General features: G+C 57.4%; 16 protein-coding genes and 1 tRNA gene. 11 read left to right on the top strand and 6 right to left on the bottom strand.

Translation table 11 applies throughout. The features are described from left to right. Window positions 1–290: 290 nt before the first annotated feature. Genes AC5S27_RS14425 through AC5S27_RS14435 form a run of 3 tightly spaced genes read right to left on the bottom strand, consistent with a single transcriptional unit; the run spans window position 291 to window position 6,931 of the window. Window positions 291–1,217 (bottom strand): transglutaminase family protein, encoded by a 927-nt coding sequence (locus tag AC5S27_RS14425; protein ID WP_493935265.1) that lies wholly within the window; start codon window positions 1,215–1,217, stop codon window positions 291–293. 9 nt (window positions 1,218–1,226) lie between these two features. Then, window positions 1,227–3,719 (bottom strand): circularly permuted type 2 ATP-grasp protein, encoded by a 2,493-nt coding sequence (locus AC5S27_RS14430; protein ID WP_493935266.1) that lies wholly within the window; start codon window positions 3,717–3,719, stop codon window positions 1,227–1,229. Continuing rightward, a complete protein-coding gene (locus AC5S27_RS14435; protein ID WP_493935267.1) occupies window positions 3,716–6,931 on the bottom strand; it encodes a transglutaminase family protein in 3,216 nt (1,071 codons plus the stop codon). The genes AC5S27_RS14430 and AC5S27_RS14435 overlap by 4 nt, the downstream gene beginning before the upstream one ends. A 189-nt stretch (window positions 6,932–7,120) precedes the next feature. On the opposite strand from AC5S27_RS14435, the gene AC5S27_RS14440 reads away from it, so the two are divergent. Beyond that, window positions 7,121–8,089 (top strand): transglutaminase-like domain-containing protein, encoded by a 969-nt coding sequence (locus AC5S27_RS14440; protein WP_493935268.1) that lies wholly within the window; start codon window positions 7,121–7,123, stop codon window positions 8,087–8,089. Window positions 8,090–8,420: 331 nt separating this feature from the next. Then, window positions 8,421–8,496: transfer RNA gene (locus AC5S27_RS14445), tRNA-Lys, on the top strand. A gap of 54 nt (window positions 8,497–8,550) precedes the next feature. On the opposite strand, the gene AC5S27_RS14450 is transcribed toward AC5S27_RS14445, so the two are convergent. Beyond that, window positions 8,551–9,756, bottom strand: a complete 1,206-nt coding sequence (locus AC5S27_RS14450; RefSeq protein WP_493935269.1) for an ATP-grasp domain-containing protein — start codon at window positions 9,754–9,756, stop codon at window positions 8,551–8,553. Window positions 9,757–9,927: 171 nt separating this feature from the next. Here AC5S27_RS14450 and AC5S27_RS14455 point away from each other — a divergent pair, with 171 nt between their 5' ends. The 6 genes from AC5S27_RS14455 (at window position 9,928) to AC5S27_RS14480 (ending at window position 14,197) form a co-directional block, all read left to right on the top strand. Next, entirely contained in the window at window positions 9,928–10,176 is a 249-nt protein-coding gene (locus tag AC5S27_RS14455) for a FitA-like ribbon-helix-helix domain-containing protein (RefSeq protein WP_493935270.1), read from the top strand. Window positions 10,177–10,185: 9 nt separating this feature from the next. Continuing rightward, window positions 10,186–10,611: a PIN domain-containing protein gene (locus AC5S27_RS14460; RefSeq protein WP_493935271.1), complete on the top strand. Its 426-nt coding sequence runs from the start codon at window positions 10,186–10,188 to the stop codon at window positions 10,609–10,611. A gap of 87 nt (window positions 10,612–10,698) precedes the next feature. Beyond that, entirely contained in the window at window positions 10,699–11,319 is a 621-nt protein-coding gene (locus AC5S27_RS14465) for a DUF4254 domain-containing protein (protein WP_493935272.1), read from the top strand. A 595-nt stretch (window positions 11,320–11,914) separates the two neighbouring features. Beyond that, window positions 11,915–12,457: a TPR end-of-group domain-containing protein gene (locus tag AC5S27_RS14470; RefSeq protein WP_493935273.1), complete on the top strand. Its 543-nt coding sequence runs from the start codon at window positions 11,915–11,917 to the stop codon at window positions 12,455–12,457. Window positions 12,458–12,523: 66 nt separating this feature from the next. After that, a complete protein-coding gene (locus AC5S27_RS14475; RefSeq protein ID WP_493935274.1) occupies window positions 12,524–13,564 on the top strand; it encodes a gluconeogenesis factor YvcK family protein in 1,041 nt (346 codons plus the stop codon). Window positions 13,565–13,681: 117 nt separating this feature from the next. Further along, window positions 13,682–14,197 carry a DUF3617 domain-containing protein gene (locus AC5S27_RS14480; RefSeq protein WP_493935275.1) on the top strand — a complete coding sequence of 172 codons (516 nt, stop codon included), beginning with the start codon at window positions 13,682–13,684 and terminating at the stop codon, window positions 14,195–14,197. A 60-nt stretch (window positions 14,198–14,257) separates the two neighbouring features. On the opposite strand, the gene rlmN is transcribed toward AC5S27_RS14480, so the two are convergent. Continuing rightward, window positions 14,258–15,448, bottom strand: a complete 1,191-nt coding sequence (gene rlmN, locus AC5S27_RS14485) for a dual-specificity RNA methyltransferase RlmN (RefSeq protein ID WP_493935276.1) — start codon at window positions 15,446–15,448, stop codon at window positions 14,258–14,260. Window positions 15,449–15,938: 490 nt separating this feature from the next. Between rlmN and AC5S27_RS14490 the strand changes: the two genes are divergently transcribed. From AC5S27_RS14490 to AC5S27_RS14500, 3 genes are all read left to right on the top strand, one after another. Continuing rightward, on the top strand, window positions 15,939–17,240 hold the full coding sequence (locus AC5S27_RS14490; protein ID WP_493935277.1) for a M16 family metallopeptidase: 1,302 nt from the start codon (window positions 15,939–15,941) through the stop codon (window positions 17,238–17,240). Window positions 17,241–17,430: 190 nt separating this feature from the next. Further along, window positions 17,431–17,937 carry a type IV pilin protein gene (locus AC5S27_RS14495; protein WP_493935278.1) on the top strand — a complete coding sequence of 169 codons (507 nt, stop codon included), beginning with the start codon at window positions 17,431–17,433 and terminating at the stop codon, window positions 17,935–17,937. A gap of 47 nt (window positions 17,938–17,984) precedes the next feature. Continuing rightward, window positions 17,985–18,635, top strand: a complete 651-nt coding sequence (locus AC5S27_RS14500; protein WP_493935279.1) for a LolA family protein — start codon at window positions 17,985–17,987, stop codon at window positions 18,633–18,635. 25 nt (window positions 18,636–18,660) lie between these two features. Here AC5S27_RS14500 and AC5S27_RS14505 read toward each other — a convergent pair whose 3' ends face one another. Further along, window positions 18,661–19,899 (bottom strand): ABC transporter permease, encoded by a 1,239-nt coding sequence (locus AC5S27_RS14505; RefSeq protein WP_493935280.1) that lies wholly within the window; start codon window positions 19,897–19,899, stop codon window positions 18,661–18,663. Window position 19,900 lies beyond the last annotated feature (1 nt).

A 19,900-nucleotide genomic window follows, 5' to 3' on the forward strand; every position in this document is an offset into this window, starting at 1 on the left:
TGATTTTTGGACTGACCTATTACCGAAACGATAACACCTTGTCGGTTACTCTGGTACTGTTATTTTGTTACCCGAGCCCCTGTCCACGCTTCCAGTAGCCCGCCGGACACGCAATGAAGGTTTTTCATGCTGTACAGTACCATCGCGCATCGCGTTTTGAGATAGCAAGTCTGGTGCTCTCGTGCAATAGAATGCGCGGGTTGGTGCGAGATTTCGAAATGCAACCTCTCTCGCTCTGAGTGGAAGCGACCTAGAGCCTGATCGAATGAAATAAACAGTCTTCGAGTGCACTAAACGGTGGACGTCATCGGATGCTCCACAGCTCGAGGAGTCTCGATTGGCTCCATGTCCACTTCTACTTTCAACAGATGGTTTCCTCCCCCCAGGATGAGACCGCGGAGCGGGCTGACGTCGCCGTAGTCCCTTCCCCACGCGAGCGTTACGTGCCCGTCTGTGGGCTGTACATTATTGGTCGGGTCGACATCCAGCCATCCGAGATCACGGCTATACGCGGAAACCCAGGCATGCGATGCATCTGCGCCGACTAGTCTTGCTGCTCCGGGCGGCGGGTACGTTCGAAGGTACCCACTCACATACCGCGCTGCGATACCGATGGATCGCAGACATGCAATCTGGACGTGAGCGAAATCCTGACAAACGCCACGCCGCTTCTTGAATACGTCCTCTGTCGGGGTGCGAACAGTTGTCACGTTCGAATCAAATTTGAAGTCCTGGTAGATGCGGGTCGTTAACTCCATCAACGCCTCGCCCATCGGACGGCGCGGGGTAAACGACCCCAGCGCATAAGCGGCAAATTCGGGGCGAATGCGGATACGAGGCGATTCAAACTGATACTGATACGCTTCAAGGCCCGCGGGACTGTGATCGTTCGCTAGAGCAAGCGTCGATTGCTCCCACGCTTGGGAACGCCGCTCTGAAACGCCATACACCGTCTCGCAGTCATACGATCTTTCTACTTCGCTTGTTGCCTCGACGACCAGTTCCCTATGCGGTTCGGACAACGTAAAAAAGCAAAGCAGGTTTCCAAAGTAGTCCACGCGTTCGGTTCGGGTGATTGGAGCTGGAGAGATGCGTAAGTCGGAATACAGAACCCGATTATGTGTATAGGAGCGCGGCGTCAAGCACGCTACATGATTACCCACAGACACTGGATGGACGTACTTATATGTTGTCCGATGACTGATTCGATAAATCATCTAACTTCCTTACTGCCCCATCGTGACTGGCAATGTACGCGCGTGACTGAAATATCGACTTGACAAATTATTGGACCACGACGGAAGCAGCCGTTCAAGTTCAGCAAGATAGCTGTCGAGTTGCGGCAGCCCCCCTGCGTGTCGCGTCGACTTCCCTGATGGCAGATATTCCATTGCCTGCAGGTCCATTTTGCGAAGAGATCGAAGTGCATCCTCCATGGTTTTCAAATCGGATGGATCATGGCGCGGCAGCTTTTCGTACAGCTCCGCCAGATGTTCCAATTGGAAATCCAAGGAGCGCGGATTCGTCTCATCGGCCATCAAGACATCGAGTACCGCGAGTGGTTGCAGCGTTGTGTAATACCTCGTTCTGTATGTGACAGAACTATCAGCTACCCCCAACAGCAACTCCAGGAATCCCCAGTTTTCGGGAGCGATACCTTTCGTAATAACTCGCAGCTGCCTGGTGAGGTAAACAGCTCTCTCCAACCTTCTTCCTATACTCATGAAGAGCCAGCCCGAGCCTCTATTTACGTTCTCGCGCTCCATGCCTGAGAAAGCGGAGAGTAACTCAAGGCAGTCGGTCAGCAATGCTGAATATTCTGAGAGGGTGGCTCGCTTCGGCGCATGCATAACATCCCTCAATTGCCCCAGCAACACCATCATGTCTGCTGAGAGCCGCTCTCGAACATTACCTCCGATGCGCGCAACCTCAGCCAGCGTCGCGGGCAGGCTTTCTGAACGCTTGCTATCGGTCAGCATGGAAAGCATCTCTTTTTCCAGCACTGCGTAGGTGAGTGGCCTACGTCTACTCTTCGGTAACTTGCTTTGGTTTGTACCGAGGCAGCTATGCAGTTGCATAAGGCTCGTGAGTTCGGAGTCTTCGCCATGCCGAACGCGTCCAGCCATGGATCGCAAAATGCGTGCGATATTTTCAGCGCGCTCCACATATCGTCCGAGCCAAAAGGTATTGTCCGCGACACTACTTGGCACCACGCGCGAGACTCTTCGCAGTTCGACCGGCTCGGTCTTCGGTCGCAGCATGCTGAAGGTATCGATAGGCTCATCCCACAGCACCCATGCGTCCTTGCTGTGGCCGCCGCGCTGCATCGACACGACCGATCCCTCGGCCTCTGCGACACGTACCAGGCCTCCCGGAATCGTCACCCAGCCACTTGGTGTATTCAACACATAGGTGCGCAATACGATACTGCGCGACTTCAGACCATTGTTCTCCCACACCGGCGCAGTGGAGAGCGCGACTTGCTCCTGGGCTACGTACTCGTGCGGAAAAGCGCTTAGCCGGTTGATGAACTCAGCGCGCTCGGACTCGGGCAGCTCGGAACCAAACACGGGTTCCATACCTCGAAGCGGAAACGCTGGCTTCACAACCACTGAGTCCAGATGATTCAGTACCCAATTGAGAGCGTCGGCTTGTCCGCACCACCAGGTAGCAACGGAGGGCAGTTTCAGCTCTTCCCCCAACAGATGCCTCGCGAGACCAGGCAGAAACGGCATGATGGCGGCAGATTCGATCAATCCGCTTCCGAGGGCATTTGCGACTGTCACGTTGCCGGCTACGATCGCATCCACTAGCCCAGCCACCCCGAGGAGAGAGTCGCTACGTAATTCAAGCGGATCGCAAAATCCGTCGTCAACGCGCCGCAGAATCACGTCCACCTGCTCCAGACCATCCACTGTCTTCAGATAAACACGACGCTCGCGCACCGTCAGATCCGCACCTTCCACCAGGGTGATGCTGAGATACTTCGCCAGGTAGGAGTGTTCAAAGTACGTCTCGTTGTGCGGCCCCGGCGTGAGAAGCACCAGCCGAGGATTCGGAATTCCTGCCATTGCGATAAGAGCGTCTCGCTGTGCACGAAAGAACGGCGCCAATCGCAACACGTTCGATGTCCGAAAAAGCTCCGGCAACAAGTCCGCCACTATCGTCCGATTTTCCAGTGCATATCCGCTGCCAGAAGGCGCCTGCGTGCGATCTGCCAGAACCCACCACTGCCCATCCGGTGACCGCGCCAGATCCACCGCAAGCATATGGAGATAGCTTCGAGGAGGTACTTTCACCCCCACCATGGGCCGGAGGAATGCCGGATTCCCGTACAGCAATGCGGCGGGGAAATGCCCATCCTTCAGCAATTGCTGGGAACCATACAGATCTTCCAACAGCCTGCTCAGCAACTCGGCTCTCTGGACGACTCCTGCTTCGATAAAGCGCCACTCTTTGGCCGAGATCAGCAGCGGGACGATGTCCGTGCTCCAAGGCCTGTTTGCTCCCAATGAGTCGCCGTAAATGTTGTACGTGATGCCGTTCTCGCGAATGCGCCGCTCAGCAAGCGACCAACGCCTGGCGATCTCCTCCGGGCCAATCTCTCTCAACGACTCCATGAGCGGCAACCAGTGCGCACGAGGGTTCACACCGTCGGCAGATGACTCCTCGTAGGTTGCACCATAACGGAGCTCGGATTGATAGAGGTCAACGATCATCTTCCCTCTGAGCGCCTCTGATCATTGCTGTTCAGCCCGGTCCACCGCATATCAAGCGTCATTGGAAACTCCGGATTATCCTCTGGCTCCGGAGCATACATTGGCGCATCTGGAGGCGGCGAAGCGACAAATCTCCGCAGTCGCCGCTCCTTCGCTTCGGCGGCATCCGCTGGCCGCTTCGTGTACACAGTGCCATCCGGCGGACCGGCGTAGTAGGTGCAGCGGGCGATGGAACGGTCTTTCCAGGTATCAATCAGGTCAAACGTAAGAGGCGTGTGCACTGGAATCGTAGGATGCAGCGCCGCATACAGCCGGCGCGCGCGATACCGCAGGCCTGCAACCGCCTCGCCGGGCTCTCCCGTGGCAACCAACGGGATTCTGCGTTCATTGCACGCGATCTGATAGCGAGACCCTTCCGTCAAGCCAGTGACCTTCACCTGCATACGTTCCAGCGATGAGTCCACGCTGCGGCCCGTGCGGCCTGAGTTCGTTTCTTCCGCGAGCACATTCCAGGGCTCCAGCGCCTGTCGTAGTTCTAGCTCCACCCCATTCGCGGTGACCGAACCAATCTTCGGAAAGCGAAAATCAAGATGCGAACGAAACCACTGCGGCTCCAGCATGTATCCCGCCTGGCGCAACTCGCCCAGGACTTCGTCGAAGTCTTTTCTGACAAAGTGCGGCAGCATGAATCGGTCGTGGAGTGAGGTGCCCCAACGCTTCAATGAGCCCTCAAATGGCTGCTTCCAGAACATGCAAACAAGAGCCCGAACCAACAGCATTTCCACCAACCCCATGCGATGATGCGGAGGCATTTCGAACGCCCGCAGTTCAAGCAGTCCGAGAGGCAGCCCCTGATTCTCCGGTGGGAACAGTTTGTCAATGCAGAACTCTGCGCGATGAGTGTTGCCGGTGACATCCACCAGGAGATTTCGGAACAGGCCGTCCAGAATGTGAGGAGGACAACCATCTTTAGGCATCTGCCCGAAAGAGACCTCCAGTTCATAGAGCGCATCGACACGCGCTTCATCCACGCGAGGATACTGACTCGTGGGACCGACGTACATCCCTGAAAACAGGTAGGACAGCGATGGGTGATTCTGCCAGAACGCGACCATGCTGCGAAGGAGATCTGGCCGCCGAAGAATCGGGCTATCCAAGGGAGTAGCCGCACCAAGAACAATGTGGCTTCCGCCCCCTGTCGCCAGATGACTGCCGTCGTAAGCAAATTTTCCGGCAATCAAACGGTTTTTATGAGCTTCCTCCGCCAGGACGGTATTCAATTCTTCAAGGTCATCCCAGTTGTCTGTGGGCGGTAGGTTCACCTCCAGCACTCCAGGATCCGGCGTCAAACTGAAAGAGCGAATACGTAGATCTGCTGGCGGTGTGTAGCCTTCAATCCAGATTGCGTGCTTCAGGTATACGCATGTGTCTTCGACCGCCGCAATCAGATCAAGGTAGTCTGCCAGCACTGGCACAAAAGGCAGGAACACACACAGGCGCCCCTCGCGGACTTGGACGCACAGCGAAGGCCTGATCAATACCGTCGCCGATTCCGCCGTACTGGAAAGCGGTGGAAGCGGGTCTGGCGTTGCTTCAACTCCAAAGAGATCCGTCCGCCGTTGCGGAGAAGAGGGAAGCTTGACCAACTCTGCTTCGTCGCGCTCGTACGTCAAATCATCCGGCGCGACGAACGGCATCATGTCAACGGGAATTCGGTAGCCGATTGGAGAGTCTCCACCTGAGAGCACGAGTGGATCTGGCCTTGGAAACCACAACTGGCTCGACCAGAAAAGTTGCCCTTCTGCCTGGCGGCGACGCAGCGGCAGCACATATCCCACCGGCTGGTCCGGCACGTCCTCTATCGAATCAAATGCGGCCAGCACGTTGGTTGAGCTCACCTGGAGGCGGTTTGCTAAAGCCTTTACAAAGGCAAGACTGTCGTTTACTCCAAAATGCGACTCATGCTCTTCGCGCGCTATCAGGTCTCCGTTTTCCCAGACAGGAACCCCGTCCAACCTTGAAATGCAATGAAAAGCCCAACGAGGGAGAGGCTCACCCGGATACCACTTCCCTTGCCCGAAATGCATCAATCCCCCGGGAGCCGTTCTCTCCCGCAGGTTCCGAATCAGCGCCAGGCCACGGCTTCGCTTACTTGGCCCCATAGCATCGAGATTCCATTCGCCGTCTTCGGGATTGTCGATCCCGACATACGTAGGTTCGCCGCCCATCGTCAAGCGAATGTCCTGTGCCACGATGTCACGGTCAATGCCATGCGCAACTTCCCGAATCGCACCCCACTCTTCATCGCTGTAGGGCTTGCTCAGCCGGGGAGGCTCATTGAGTCGTTTTACGGTGATCGCGTGGTTGAACTCCACGCCTGCGTGCTCGACGGTGCCGCCGATCGGTGCAGCTTCAGGCGGAGTCGGCGTACAAGCCAGCGCGATATGCCCTTCCGCTGCTAACAATCCTGAAGTCGGGTCGAACCCAACCCAGCCCGCACCCGGTAGAAAGACTTCCGCCCATGCATGCAAATCCGCCGAGTCCACGAGCGGGCCATTCGTTGCATCGATCCGCGGTTCATCTTCTGCCAGTTGGATCAGGTAACCGGAAACGAATCGAGCAGCAAATCCCAGGTTTCGCAGTACTTGCACCAGCAGCCATGCCGAGTCGCGGCACGATCCACTGCCTTCCCCGAGAGTCTGCTCGCACGTTTGCACACCGTGTTCCATGCGCGTTGTGTAGGCAACACGGTCTCGCAACCTCTGGTTCAATCCCACCAGAAAGCTCATGGTCCCTTGCCGTTCCGTACCGATCCCCCGCAGGAAGTCAGCGAGCAGCGGCCCAGCCGGTTGCGCATAAAGGTATGGGCCCAGATTGATGGCCTGGTCTGTGGTGTAAGCGAATGGATAAGATTCAGCTGTCGGCTCGAGTAGAAAGCCGAATGGATTGAACGGGGCAAGATCCACAACCAGGCTCACATCAACCGTGAAGTCAGCGGTCTTGCTCGGGAAAATCACCCGTGCGACATGATTGCCAAGCGGATCGAACAGCCAGTTCAGGACGTGGTCGGCCGGCTTCACGTCGAGCGAATACTTCAAAATCGCGGTGCGAACATGGGGCGCAGGCCGCAACTGGATGACTTGCGGCCCGAGCGAAACGGCTTTGCTGTACACATATTGACTGCGGTGGCGCAACTCGACTTGGATACCCATTTGTTTCTTGATCCTATACGTTGCCCTTTCATTTGTGTCGCGACAGAAGCCACTTCCTTGGCTGGAAATTGCTCTTTCGTGCACATTGTGTTGTTTCGCTCGCATTCGCGCCAATCAACACTCTGACCGGACCCACTCCTGCACGCTCGCGCGCATCCAAGGAATTATCTGACGCAATTCTGGAAGACCATGCTCATACTGTCTGAATTCAACATCGAATTTACTCTGCCCGCTCCGACCGCCGTGGTGGCACTTCTCCATCTTCATCCTTCACTGGAGCCACGCCTACTTTCAGGAAACGAACTCCTGGTTGAGTCACTGGGTGTCCCCACACCTCCCAACACGGTCGTTCCGACCTCCGAATATATCGATTCCTTCGGGAATCGCTGTACCCGCTTCGTCTCGCCCGCAGGTCACTTGAGACTCTCAGGCTCCAATGTCATCGAGGCGGATCCTTTTCCGGACGTTCTCTATCCCGATGCGCAGCAAATCCCAATCGAGGATCTTCCGTCGGACGTGCTTCAATTCCTCCTCCCCAGCCGCTATTGCGAGGTTGATCAATTCGGCGCTATCGCTCAGAACCAGTTCGGCGGGACCAAAGCCGGTTGGGAGCGCGCCATCGCAATCCGCGACTGGGTGCACGACAGCGTCACTTTCAACTACAACGCCGCCCGTCCTACCAAGACCTCGACGGATGTCTTTATCGAGCGAGTTGGAGTGTGCCGCGACTTCCAACACCTCGCCATCACCCTGTCCCGTTGCATGAACATTCCCGCACGGTACGTCACTGGCTACATTGGGGATATTCGTCAGCCGTTCAGCGGTCCAGGCGACTTCAGTGCTTGGTACCAGGTCTTTCTCGATGGCCGGTGGGTCGATCTCGACGCGCGCCATAACTATCCGCGCTTCGGTCGCGTCCTCATGGCTACCGGCCGCGACGCTGCCGATGTCGCAATCACCACCAGCTTCGGAAGCACGACTCTCGTCAAGTTCTACGTGGAGTCAAACGAGATTGATAGCAGTGGAGCTCGTGTTCCACTGCCCTCAGCCGACCAGGTGAACTTCCACTCTGCAACCGGTCCAGGCGGGATGAATACCCCAACGCAAACAAATCGAAGCATGGCCAGCCCCACGCAGACCCAGTCCGCTACATCCTGATTTCTCATCGGCAGTTTCTAGATGGCGAACACCAATGCGTTGCCCTACATGTCCTTCGACGGACCTTGGCTTCTCGTTTAGGCGTAGCTAGGGTAAACTTAGAGACGATGCAGGCAATCATGGGTCACAGCACCACCGCCATGACTGCAATGTGTGTCCATCCCTCTCCGATGAGTCATTCAACGGCGCTGGATCTGATGGCCACAACCCGTGAGGTTTTGGTATGGAAAGGCCGCTCGATGGCTTTCTGACCAAGATCAATATTCGGGCAAGCAAGAAAATCTGATAAGCCTACTGATTCCAGGAGACTTATTCAGTTGGTGAGCGTTTCGAGCTCGTAGCTCAGTTGGTAGAGCAACGCACTTTTAATGCGTGGGTCCTGGGTTCGAATCCCAGCGAGCTCACCACTTTTCGGGTCGCACTCCTCCTCAATTCAGTTCAAATGTGCACCCACACCATAGCTAAGCTGTTGGGCGGTCTGGCGCAGGCATGGAGGCCATGAACTGCCCAAGGAACGCCTGCGAATATTCTTCCAGCAATTCCGCCACCCGCTCAGGCCGTTCGGAACGTACGATCAGACCGGCATGATGATGCTTTTTCATGCGGTAGACAATCTCCGGAGCGTTGAAGGCTGAGGTATCCGGCTGCTCTTCCTTTGCCAGACACAACACGCTACCGGCGTAGTCCTCCCGAGCCGCTGGTGGAATATATTCCTCCTCTCGCAACTGCGCCACCTCGATCTTGGCCCACTCACGCCACAGGTTTACGCCGGTCGAATGCTCCACCAGATCGACAATGAAGGCTCCGCCCACGCGCGCCGCAATCTCCAGGAAATAGAACCGGCCATCCGCATGGGCCTTGATGTACTCGGCATGAGTTACACCGCGCTTCAGGCCCAGCGCCGGAGCCAGCTTTGCGTTCAGCTCGGTTAGCTCGGCCCAGTCAGAACTCTTTCGGTCGACCGTTCGCGTCGTGAATACGCCGCCATCGTGCATCACCTGCATCGGCGGCCGCCCATACTGATGTACAGACGAGAAGACGACCTCACCCTCGCTCACAATCGAGTCAACGTGGAAGATGTCCCCCGGCACAAAGCGCTCCATTAAGAAGTAGCTCTGCCGGTCGCCCAGTTCGTCGAGCGCTCGCCACAACTCCTCCGGCTCCTGGATCTTCCGGATCCCCAGCGCCGATGCCTCCGACCGCGGCTTCAGCAGCCACGGGGCCGGCACACTCTGCATGTATTCACGGAGCTCGTCGTAGTTGAGCACACGCGTGAATTCGGGAACCAGAAAACCCTTCTCCCGCGCTGCCGTGCGCATGGCCAGCTTGTCCCGGTAGTAGGCAATTGCGGAAACACCAATCCCGGGAATCCGCATATGCTCGCGAAGCTGCGCCACAAGTTCCATGTCGAATTCATCGAGAGCCGCCAGCCGGTCGAACTTCCGCCCGCGAGCCAGCCATGTCACCGTGTTCGTGATCTGCTGGTTTGTGAGGCCACTCGGCATCGTGACCACTTCCTCCAGAATCTCCCGCGGCCACGGCTCGTTCTTCAATTTCTCCATGGTTAGCAGCGTCGGCTTCACGCCCAGATCGGCCAGTTGGCGCATAAAATCCTGCCCCTTCTCATAGCTGGCAACACACAGAAACCGCTCAATGCGATCGGACATCCAGTCTCCCCCGGAATATGACAAGAATGACAACCGGCCGTCGCCTCGTAAGCTCGCAAAGGACTTGGGCCAAGTGTGGATAGTTCTACCATAACGTCCGCTGACTGCCAGAATCATCAAATGTCTCCGGACCCAGAAACAGCTGATATCATGCTATCAACGGAGACCACCATGGCCCAGCTGCTGGTCAGAAATCTCGAAATGGAAGTCAAAGCCCGCCTCCAGCGTCGCGCAGCGCGAAATGGGCGAAGCATGGAGGAAGAGGCTCGCGACATCCTCCGGGATGCTTTGAAAGCCGATCTGCCCGCCTCAACGGGGTTGGGAACGGAGATTGCTGCACTTTTCCGCTCCACCGGGCTCCAAGAGGACATTCCTGAGTTTCATGGCTACTCCGTCAAGCCGCCAACGTTCGATCTTTGAGCCGGATACATGATCCTTCTGGATACGAATGTCCTCTCAGAGTTGATGAAGTCTGATCCCGATCCGCGCGTCGTAGCATGGCTTGATCGTCAATCCCGCACGTCCATCTGGACCACGTCGGTAACTATCCTCGAAGTCCGCTTCGGACTACAAATTCTGCCGGCCGGTAGACGTCGTGATCAGCTCATTTCCTCCTTTGACATCGTTTTGAACCACAAAATCGAACTCCGGATTGCGAACTTCGATGCGGCAGCAGCTGATCAGGCCGCACGTCTCATGGCATCGAGACAATCGGAGGGCAAACCTCAGGAACTGCGCGATACCATGATTGCTGGCATCGCGTTGGCAGCCAACGCTGCGCTCGCTACTGGTAATACCCGCCATTTCGAAGATGCAGGCCTCACGCTCATCAATCCATGGATTCATCGGGTCTGACATACACTTCACGGCACCCCGCACAATGTCGAACGCGGAGTGCAAGCAGCAACTAGAATCAACCAGATCGAGCACACTGAAGAACACATGCCTGAGATAACCCAAATTGCAGCCTTGCATGATGAGCTAACCAAACGTTGGCACCACGAAGCTTTTGAAACTTGGCGCCCGCCCTCTTCGGACACGGACGGATGGATCTCCCTTGTCGCGCGTCAGCATCTGGCGAACTTCGAACTGTGGCATACAGAAGACCAGGCGCGCACTCCGGACGCCACCGACTCAGACCTCGCCCGGGTGAAGCGACGCATCGACGAAACCAACCAGCGCCGCAATGACCTTTCCGAGCAGCTGGATCAGTTTCTCTTGAAAACCCTTGCCGCTGAAAATCTGCCAAACCTTGACGCGCCACTGCACTCGGAGTCTCCCGGCCTGATCATCGACCGGTTGTCCATCCTTGCACTCAAAATTTTTCATACGCGCGAGGAAACCGAGCGAGTCGACGCGCCTGCGGGCCACGCGGAGCGAAACCGCGAGCGCTTGGAAATCCTGCTGACCCAGCGCACCGACCTCGCGGCCTGCCTCAGCACACTGTGGTCCGAGACGCTCGCCGGTAAACGCCGCTTTAAACTTTATCGCCAGCTCAAGATGTACAACGACCCGACACTCAATCCCGCGGTCTATCACGCCGCGACCGAATCACTGCCTTGAGCCACCCTGACATTCCCTGATATTCGTTTCGATCAAGGTTTCGGGGTATTCCGGCCATGCAGACAAAGAGCGCCCGGTTCACCGGGCGCTCTCGTCGTTATCCGACTGGCAAGAAAGGCGAGATTACGCGTTCATCGTTTCGCCACCGCAGGAAGGATGGCCACATTTACACACAACTGCTACCGAGCCTGCCATCGACTCACAATAGGCGCTGCAATACTTCTCTTTCTCGGGCGGAGTGCAACTACATACAGGATTGCCACATTTCTTCGGTTCGCTCATCAATTTCCTCCAGGGTTCGCTTCCGATCCAGCCGGCAGCGTACTACATTGCTTTCGATGCCAATTCAACCCGCTGCCTGGGCCATCCGATGAGCACTTTCGCTCACACAATCTTCGAAGCTGCTCCGATTGCCAAGCAGAATCTAGCCTCTACATGAGCTTGTACACCCGTGAGCACACCACAGCCCATTGACGCGAGACGGGGTTGTGCGTATAAAGAGGGGCTGAAGCTACAAACAGATTTACGACCGTATCGCAGCAAAGACATACCTGTAGCGCAACGACTGACCATGATGCTCGAGGCCCGAACAAACTTGTCAAGCCGAAAGAAGGCAACTCCGCCGGTAACACTCGCAGGTGGGCAAACAGCGCCGAGTCATGACGCAGCACTCCTGCAGAACTATCAGGCAGCAGTCCAGCTGCTGCAGCAGGCCAAGTTCGATAAGGCGCTCATCGCCTTCGAAAAGCTCATTGGCACGGCTTCAGTTCCATTGGCCGAGCGCTGCCGCATGTACGTGACAGCCTGCCATCGCGAACTCGGTAAATCGAAGCTTACCTTCGCCACGCCCGAGGAGCAGTACGACTACGCCGTCTCCCTGCTCAACACCGACTACTTCGAGGAAGCCCGGGAGCAGTTCAATGCCATCCTGCGCGGCTTTCCCAGCGCGGACTATGCTCTCTATGGTCTAGCGGTCCTCGACGCGATAACCGGTCAGGTGGAGGAATGCCTGGAGCATCTCGCGCTGTCGATTGAGCAGAACCCCAGGAACCGCCTCCAGGCCCGCACGGACACCGACTTCCAGGCCATGCAGGATGATCCCCGCTTCACCGAACTGCTGTATCCTGAAGCTCCGTAGGCACGTCCCGGGATACCTCTGGCTATTGAGCTCCCCGAGCGAATACAGGCCACGAAAGAAGTCAATTTGCCCAGTTCCAATCCAAGCCCGGTCCCCCTTCGCGTTGTAGCCATTGGCGGAGGCACCGGGCTTTCTACGCTGCTCCGCGGCCTGCGCCGGCACGTCGCGGTTCCCGGTATTCTCAATTCCGACTGCGAGCCCTGCCTCATCACAGACCTGGCCGCCCTGGTCACGGTCACCGATGATGGCGGCTCCTCTGGCCGGCTTCGCAAGGGCTTCAACATGCTCCCGCCCGGGGACCTGCGCAACTGCATGGTTGCCCTCAGCGAAGAAGAGGATCTGCTTGCCCAGCTGTTTCGTCATCGCTTCCGCTCCGGCGGCGATATCGAAGGCCACAACTTCGGCAACCTCTTTGTTGCTGCATTGACAGAGATCACCGGCGACTTCGGTCAGGCCATCCAGCTTGCATCCAAAATTCTGAATACCCGCGGCCGCATCTATCCCGTGACCACCGCCAATGCCACTCTCGTCGCCAGCATGGATGACGGCACCCTGGTACGCGGCGAGACCAACATCAGCGCCAGCAAACGGCGCATTGTCGAGCTCATGCTCGACCCGCCTGACGCAGCCCCACTTCCAGAGACGCTCGAAGCCATCGAACGCGCGGATTTGATCACCGTAGGCCCTGGATCGCTCTATACCTCGCTGATTACCAATCTGCTCGTCCGCGGCATCCCCGAGGCCCTCGCTGCCGCCCACGGTCTACGCGTCTTCGTCTGCAACCTGATGACCCAGGCCAACGAAAGCCTCGGCCTCAGTGCCTCCCAGCACATCGAGCGCATCTACGAGCACACCGGAGCGCCGGTCTTCGATTACGCCATCCTCAACACCGCACCTGTGTCCCCCGAGATGCTCCTCCGCTACGCCGCCGAAGGCGCAGTTCCTATCGCTCCTGACGTCGATCGTGTCGAATCCCTTGGAGTGAAATGCATCGTAGGCAATTTCCTGAGCGAGGGGGATGTATTGCGCCACGCCAGCGACCGCGTTACCGCCGCCCTCATGGAACTCGGCAAACTCGTAGGCCGCATCCCTCAGCCGGTCCGCTGAGGTAGGGCCGGACTCACAATTCCCTTTCCCACCCCTCCCCCCCATCCCTTAGAGTTGTGCCGCTGGACTTTCCCGCCCCCGCTCGCGGCAAAATCCAAAGCTCACTCTGGAGAACCCATGCGCATTCCCCGCAATCTCGCCATTGCCGCAGCCATCGTCTGCGTGCTCTCTGCCACCATCGTCGTCTGGGCTCAGTCCCGCAAACCCGGTCTTTGGGATGTAACAAGCAACATGACCTGGCAACAATCACCCATGCCAGGTGGCGGACCGCCCCCGGTAGGCGCTTTTGGTGGCGGAGCGCCCCGTACCACTCAGGTCTGCGTCACGCAGGCAATGATCGACAAATTTGGCTCTCCGATGGCTCAGACGCGCGCAGGCTGCCAGATTTCCAACGTGGAAAAGACAGACCACAGCATGAGCGCGGTCATGACATGCGCCGGACCGATGAGCGGTTCCGGCACCATCGAAGCCACCTGGGATGACCCGGATCATGCCAAGAGCAAGGTCCACTTCAAGGGAAATCTCCAGGCTGGCCCCAATCCTCGCCCGGTCGAGTGGACCATCGAATCCACCTCAACTTTCAAGAGTGCTGATTGCGGCAGTGTAAAGCCCATCGAACCACCCACTAAGTGAGCTAAAAAGCAGAAAAGCCCAGGCTGCTCACTGCAGACCTGGGCTCTCAATCCTCATACTTCAACTGGCCAACGCAGTACCTTCAGTCGTCCGCTTCAATTGTCCGCAGGCCGCGTAGATATCCCTCCCGCGAGGTCGGCGAATGTAGGTCTGAATCCCCGCCGCAATCAGCCGTTTCTGAAACGCCGCGACCGAATCGGTGGTTGGACTGTTGTACTCAATCCCCGGCCCCGGATTCCAGGCAATCAGATTCACCATCGCCGGCAGATTTGACCGCCTCACGAGCTCGATGACCTCGTCCGCATGCTCAGGCTGGTCGGTGACTCCACCCAGCATCACGTACTCGAACGTAACCCGCTCCCGCGTCTTGAATGGAATTGTCCGCACAGCGTCCAGCACCGCCGCAATATTCCATTTGCGGTTCACAGGCATAATCGCTTCTCGCACATCGTCATTCGGCGCATTGAGACTGATCGCCAGCTTCGGCCTGATCTTCTCCTGCGCAAACTTCAAGATTCCCGGCACGATCCCTGATGTAGAAACCGTCATCCGCGGCGCCGCAATCCCCACTTCATCCATGAGCAACCGAACCGCAGCCATGAAATTGTCGTAATTCAGGAACGGCTCGCCCATACCCATGAACACCAGGTTTACCCGGCTTTTGTTCAACTCGACTTTGTGCCGCGCGAGCACTGCCACCACCTGCCCGGCAATCTCCCCAGGCGTCAGATTCCGCTGAAGGCCAAGCTTAGCCGTCAGACAGAACTGGCAATTCACCGCGCACCCGATCTGGCTGGAAACACAGATCGTCGCCCGCTTCCAACCCGCCGTAGCCGGTACTTCCACGTCGTCATCACTGAATTCCGCGCCGTCATCGCCCTCCGGCATCCAGACCGTCTCGACCGTCTGTAAGCCAGTTTGGATGAGGTATCGCTCCGTTCCATCCACGCTGCGAAAGCTTTCAGCAATATGCGGCCGGCCCACATGCCAGCCCTCAGCATTTAGCCGGTCGCGTAAAGCTTGCGGCAGCGTCGTCACCTCGTCCAGGCTCCGCACCCGCTGCTTATACAAGGCATCCGCAAGCTGCCGCCCGCGGTACGCCTTCTCTCCCAACCCGCTGAAAATTTCCGTCAGCGCCGCCACATCCAGCCCGAACAGGGGGAACATCGCCGTGGAGGTCAGCACGTTGGGATCAGATGTGTAGCCCTCAAGTCGAACGAGGTTATCGGGATTTTGCTGGGAGTCGGTCATGAAGTCTCTGTATCTAGTATACGGGCCGTTCAATTTTGGGAAAGAATATCGGGCTCAGGGAAATAAATCCTGTTCGCTAAAGGAGCGCTCACGCCTACCGAGGGTAAGATGGCTGGCAGTCTACCTTCTTACATGTGCAACGGAACCAGGATGGTGAGGTCCTGAGGCCGCGGGAACGTCCTCGGGACCGACCGATGTAAGGAGGTGGGGCAGAATGCCCAGAAGAGAGCCGAAATGGCTCCAGGTGGCTATTAGTATCGTGCTCGACTGGCGATTCCTGCTAGCTTTGGCTGTTCTAATCCGAGTGCTGCTTCATAAGTAGTGCTCGCTACTCCGGGAGCCCTTGCACGGCTTCCGGATCTACCTACAGCAATAGTTTGCGCCGGCCCATTTCGGAAGTCAATCCGCAACTCTCCCTGTGCGCCGCCAAATTCCCAGAAAAGCGCATCCTGACCCAGAAGATTACAATCGAAGAGTTAGCTAACTATCCATGACGAAACCAATTTCTCAGCCCGACGAACACATCGAACGCAATCTCCGCCGTACTGTCCTACCCAACGGCCTCATCGTCCTCACCGAGCGCATGGAACACCTCCGCTCCGTCGCCATGGGTGTCTGGGTCCAGTCCGGCTCGCGTTATGAGGCCGCTGAAATCAACGGCATCTCGCATTTCGTCGAGCACATGCTCTTTAAAGGCACCCGCTCGCGCTCCGCCCAGCATATCGCCCGCGAAATGGACGCCATAGGCGGCAATCTCGACGCCTTCACCGGCAAAGAGACGATCTGCTTCAGCGTGAAGGCGCTTTCAAACCACGTTCCCATCGCTCTCGATGTGCTCTCCGACCTGGTCCTGAACCCGATCTTTGCCGACACGGATATCGAGCGTGAACGCGGCGTCATCCTGGAAGAAATCAAGATCGACGAAGACAACCCGGACGTTCTCGTCCACGAAATCTTTACCCAGAACTTCTGGAAAGACCAGCCCCTGGGAAAGCCCATTCTGGGAACAACGGAGACCGTCTCCGGCCTCAACGGGACAACCCTGTTTGACTACCACGGCGATCGCTTCCGCGCCGGAAACATGGTCTTCTCCGCCGCCGGCCGCCTCGACCACGACGAGTTCGTAGCCTCCGTCGCGGACAAGTTCAGCACCCTCGCCGCCGGAACCACGGAACTCGCCTTCCAGTCTCCCGAAGTGAGCGCACCGATCATCCTGCGCAACAAGCGGTCTCTGGAACAGGTTCAGATCTGCCTGGGTGTGCCCTCCCCGCCGATTACCGACGAGAATCGCTATGCGACCCTCATTCTGAACACCGTTCTCGGCGGCGGCATGAGTTCGCGTCTCTTCCAGACCATCCGCGAAGAGCGCGGCATGGCCTACTCCATCTACTCCGACCTGAGCCCTTACAGCGATACCGGCTCTCTCTGCGTTTACGCCGGAACGTCCGCCGACAAGACCCTCGAAATGCTCGACTTGGTCATGGCCGAGTTCAGCACGCTCAAGGAAACCCTCCTTACGCCCGAAGAGCTCCATCGCGCCAAAGAGCAGGTCAAAGGCAACATCCTGCTCGGCCTCGAGAGCTCCGGCGCGCGCATGTCCAACCTCGCCCGTCAGGAGATGTACTTCAAACACTTCTTCTCCGTCGAAGAGGTCCTCGAGCGTCTCGATGCCGTCACCGCTGACCAGGTGCAGGCGATGGCGCAGAAGCTGTTCATCTCCGAGCGCATCGCCGTCACTCTACTCGGCCGCTTGGATGGCCTAAAGCTCAAGCGTAATCGTCTCGTCTGCTAGCAGGCCGGCTGCGAGCGGATTTCGCAGCAGATGCGTCTATCGCCTTGAGGGAATTTCCCGGAGCACTGTCCACAACCGGGCTTTCCTTTTGCCTCCCGCAGGCGTTACGATTCAAGCGAGCAGGTTTGCCGTTTTACCCAACGCGCCTGCCAAACCGTTTCAGGCTGAAACATTGAGGCTTTGGATTTCTATGACCACCATGCAAAAACGCTCCCGCCGCCAACGCCCAAACGGCTTCACCCTCATGGAACTGCTGATCGTCATCAGCATCATGCTCATCCTTATGCTGCTGGCCGTGCCCAGCTATAAGAAGTTCCGCATCCACAGCAATGAGCTCTCCGCCATTACCTCGCTCAAAGCCATCCAAACCGGACAATCGCTCTACACCGGCGCCTATGCCAAGATCGGTTACGCCTGCGATATCAAGGCTCTCGGTGGCGAAGATGAGGCAACCAACACCGCCAGTAAATCCGGCATGATCTCCGGTGACCTCGCCAGCGGCGTAAAGGACGGCTACACTTTCACCATCAGCTGTCCGCAGAAGGCCGACGACTCCGCCAGCAACGTCAAGTACATGGTCAACGCTGTTCCACGCGTCCCCGGTTCCACCGGCAATCGCGGCTTCTGCATGGACGAGGGCGGGACCATCAAGGATGATCCCCAGGGCGGCACAAATTGCAGCGAACTCGCCCAGTGATCGAAGTGCAATTCAAATTCCAAACATGCAGGCTGATCACGCGCGTCGTGTTCAGCCTGTTCGTATTAGTCATAGCAAGCCTTCCCCCAGCGCATGCGCAAGGCAAGTCATCGCAACCCAGTGCACTAGAAATTGCCCGGAAAGTCGACGAGCACTACAACCACCTGCAAAGCCTGAAAGCACAATTCCATGAGCAGTATGAGGGCCTCGGCATGCGCCGAAGTGAGTCCGGCACGATGCTCCTGCGCAAGCCCGGCAAGATGCGGTGGGACTATCAGAGCACGCAGGGCAAAGTCTTTGTGCTCGACGGCAAATACGCCTGGTTCTACTCGCCGGGGCAGAGCCAGGTCCAGCGCATCCCTGCCAGCCAGCTCGACGACCTGCGCTCACCGCTTCGTTTCCTGCTCGGGCACACCAAAATCGAGTCAGAACTGACAGGTCTCGCCCTCGCATCGACCAACAGCGGAGATTTAACTCTCTCGGGAATTCCAAAAGGACAGCAGAAACGTATCAGCAAACTATCCCTGACGGTTACGTCAACAGGCACGATTACCGCGATTTCGATCGAAGAAGTCGACGGCGCGAAGACCAGTTTCTCCTTCTCTGGAGAGGAAGCAAATGCGGCCATCCCGGAAGCGCAATTCCATTTTGCGCCGCCCCCTGGAATTCCGGTCGTAGACGCTTTACCGCCGGTATAGTTCGCTATCCGCTGCCCCCTGCACCCTACTCGTACCGCAGTGCCTCGATCGGATCAAGATTGGCGGCTCTCATCGCAGGGATCATTCCGCTGACCAGCCCTGTCACAATCAAAATTCCCGTCGCAACCATGACTGAAGCCGGCGAAATGGTCAGAACGATATCCGTGTTCTCGGCATGCGCTGCAATAGCGCTGTAGAACGTGATTCGCCCGACCAGCAGCGAAACCACTTCAGCCAGCACAATTCCTGTCACTCCGCCCACCCCGGTAATCACGAATGCCTCAGCAAGAAACTGAATCAGGATGTGCCGCTTGCGCGCACCAAGCGCCTTCTCGATACCGATCTCGCGGGTCCGCTGCTGCACAGCGACGAACATGATGTTCATCAGCCCGATGCCAGCAATGCCAAGCGTGAGCGCGCCGACAAGGCCCAGCAATACCTGAAGTGCCATGGAAAGAATCCGGAACTGGCTTAGCTGCTCCATGAGATTTGCAACAAAGATTGCCCGCTTATCAGACGGCCGGAAGTGATGCGCTGCAGCCAGCGTGGCCCGCACATCCGCTTCGATCTTCTCGTGGTCGCCGGTATAGTTCATCCACATCCCATCCAGGTATTTCGTGTCCTTGATGTCGCCCATCGTGCTGAACGGGATGTAGATCTGCCGGTTGACGTCGCTATCGCCCTCCTGGATTTTCGCCTCAAGCACGCCCACGATGGTAAAACGAATCCCACTCAGCCGGATCGATTCACCAACGCCATATCCACCCGAGAACAGCTTCGTCTTCGCCTCGGACCCAATCACGCAAACATGCGCCCGCTGCTCCTCTTCTCCCCCGTTGAAGAAGCGCCCGGTCTCGACTGGAAGATGCATGATTTCCTGCGCCGCCGGAAGCACGCCGTTCACCGTCCACGTGAATGTATGCAGATCGTCCTGCACCGGCACGTCTTTGTTGACCATCGGCGTGATGTGATTGAGGCCATGAACACTATTCCAGACCAGGTCCACATCGTCCTGAGTAAAGCGAACCTTGACCCCGGCCTTGTCTCCGCCCGCCTGTTCACTCGTCTTCCCAGGAAATACCCCGATCAGCGTCGTTCCCCAGGTGGCGAAGATGTTCTCGATCGCCCGACTGAAACCTGCTCCATACGCCAGCAGCAGCACCACCGTAGCGATGCCCCACGCCATGCCAACGATGGTGATCATGGTGCGCCGGCGGTTGAAGACCATAGCCTCCCACGCCTGCATGAGAATGTCCTTCAACATC

The organism is Acidicapsa borealis (assembly GCF_059115245.1).

Coding starts and splice junctions, on each gene's coding strand:
- AC5S27_RS14440 (WP_493935268.1), top strand. CDS start 7,121: ATGCTCATACTGTCTGAATTCAACATCGAATTTACTCTGCCCGCTCCG.
- AC5S27_RS14480 (WP_493935275.1), top strand. CDS start 13,682: ATGCGCATTCCCCGCAATCTCGCCATTGCCGCAGCCATCGTCTGCGTG.
- rlmN (WP_493935276.1), bottom strand. CDS start 15,448: ATGACCGACTCCCAGCAAAATCCCGATAACCTCGTTCGACTTGAGGGC.
- AC5S27_RS14490 (WP_493935277.1), top strand. CDS start 15,939: ATGACGAAACCAATTTCTCAGCCCGACGAACACATCGAACGCAATCTC.
- AC5S27_RS14495 (WP_493935278.1), top strand. CDS start 17,431: ATGACCACCATGCAAAAACGCTCCCGCCGCCAACGCCCAAACGGCTTC.
- AC5S27_RS14425 (WP_493935265.1), bottom strand. CDS start 1,217: ATGATTTATCGAATCAGTCATCGGACAACATATAAGTACGTCCATCCA.
- AC5S27_RS14435 (WP_493935267.1), bottom strand. CDS start 6,931: ATGGGTATCCAAGTCGAGTTGCGCCACCGCAGTCAATATGTGTACAGC.
- AC5S27_RS14460 (WP_493935271.1), top strand. CDS start 10,186: ATGATCCTTCTGGATACGAATGTCCTCTCAGAGTTGATGAAGTCTGAT.
- AC5S27_RS14430 (WP_493935266.1), bottom strand. CDS start 3,719: ATGATCGTTGACCTCTATCAATCCGAGCTCCGTTATGGTGCAACCTAC.
- AC5S27_RS14455 (WP_493935270.1), top strand. CDS start 9,928: ATGGCCCAGCTGCTGGTCAGAAATCTCGAAATGGAAGTCAAAGCCCGC.
- AC5S27_RS14505 (WP_493935280.1), bottom strand. CDS start 19,899: ATGTTGAAGGACATTCTCATGCAGGCGTGGGAGGCTATGGTCTTCAAC.
- AC5S27_RS14465 (WP_493935272.1), top strand. CDS start 10,699: ATGCCTGAGATAACCCAAATTGCAGCCTTGCATGATGAGCTAACCAAA.
- AC5S27_RS14450 (WP_493935269.1), bottom strand. CDS start 9,756: ATGTCCGATCGCATTGAGCGGTTTCTGTGTGTTGCCAGCTATGAGAAG.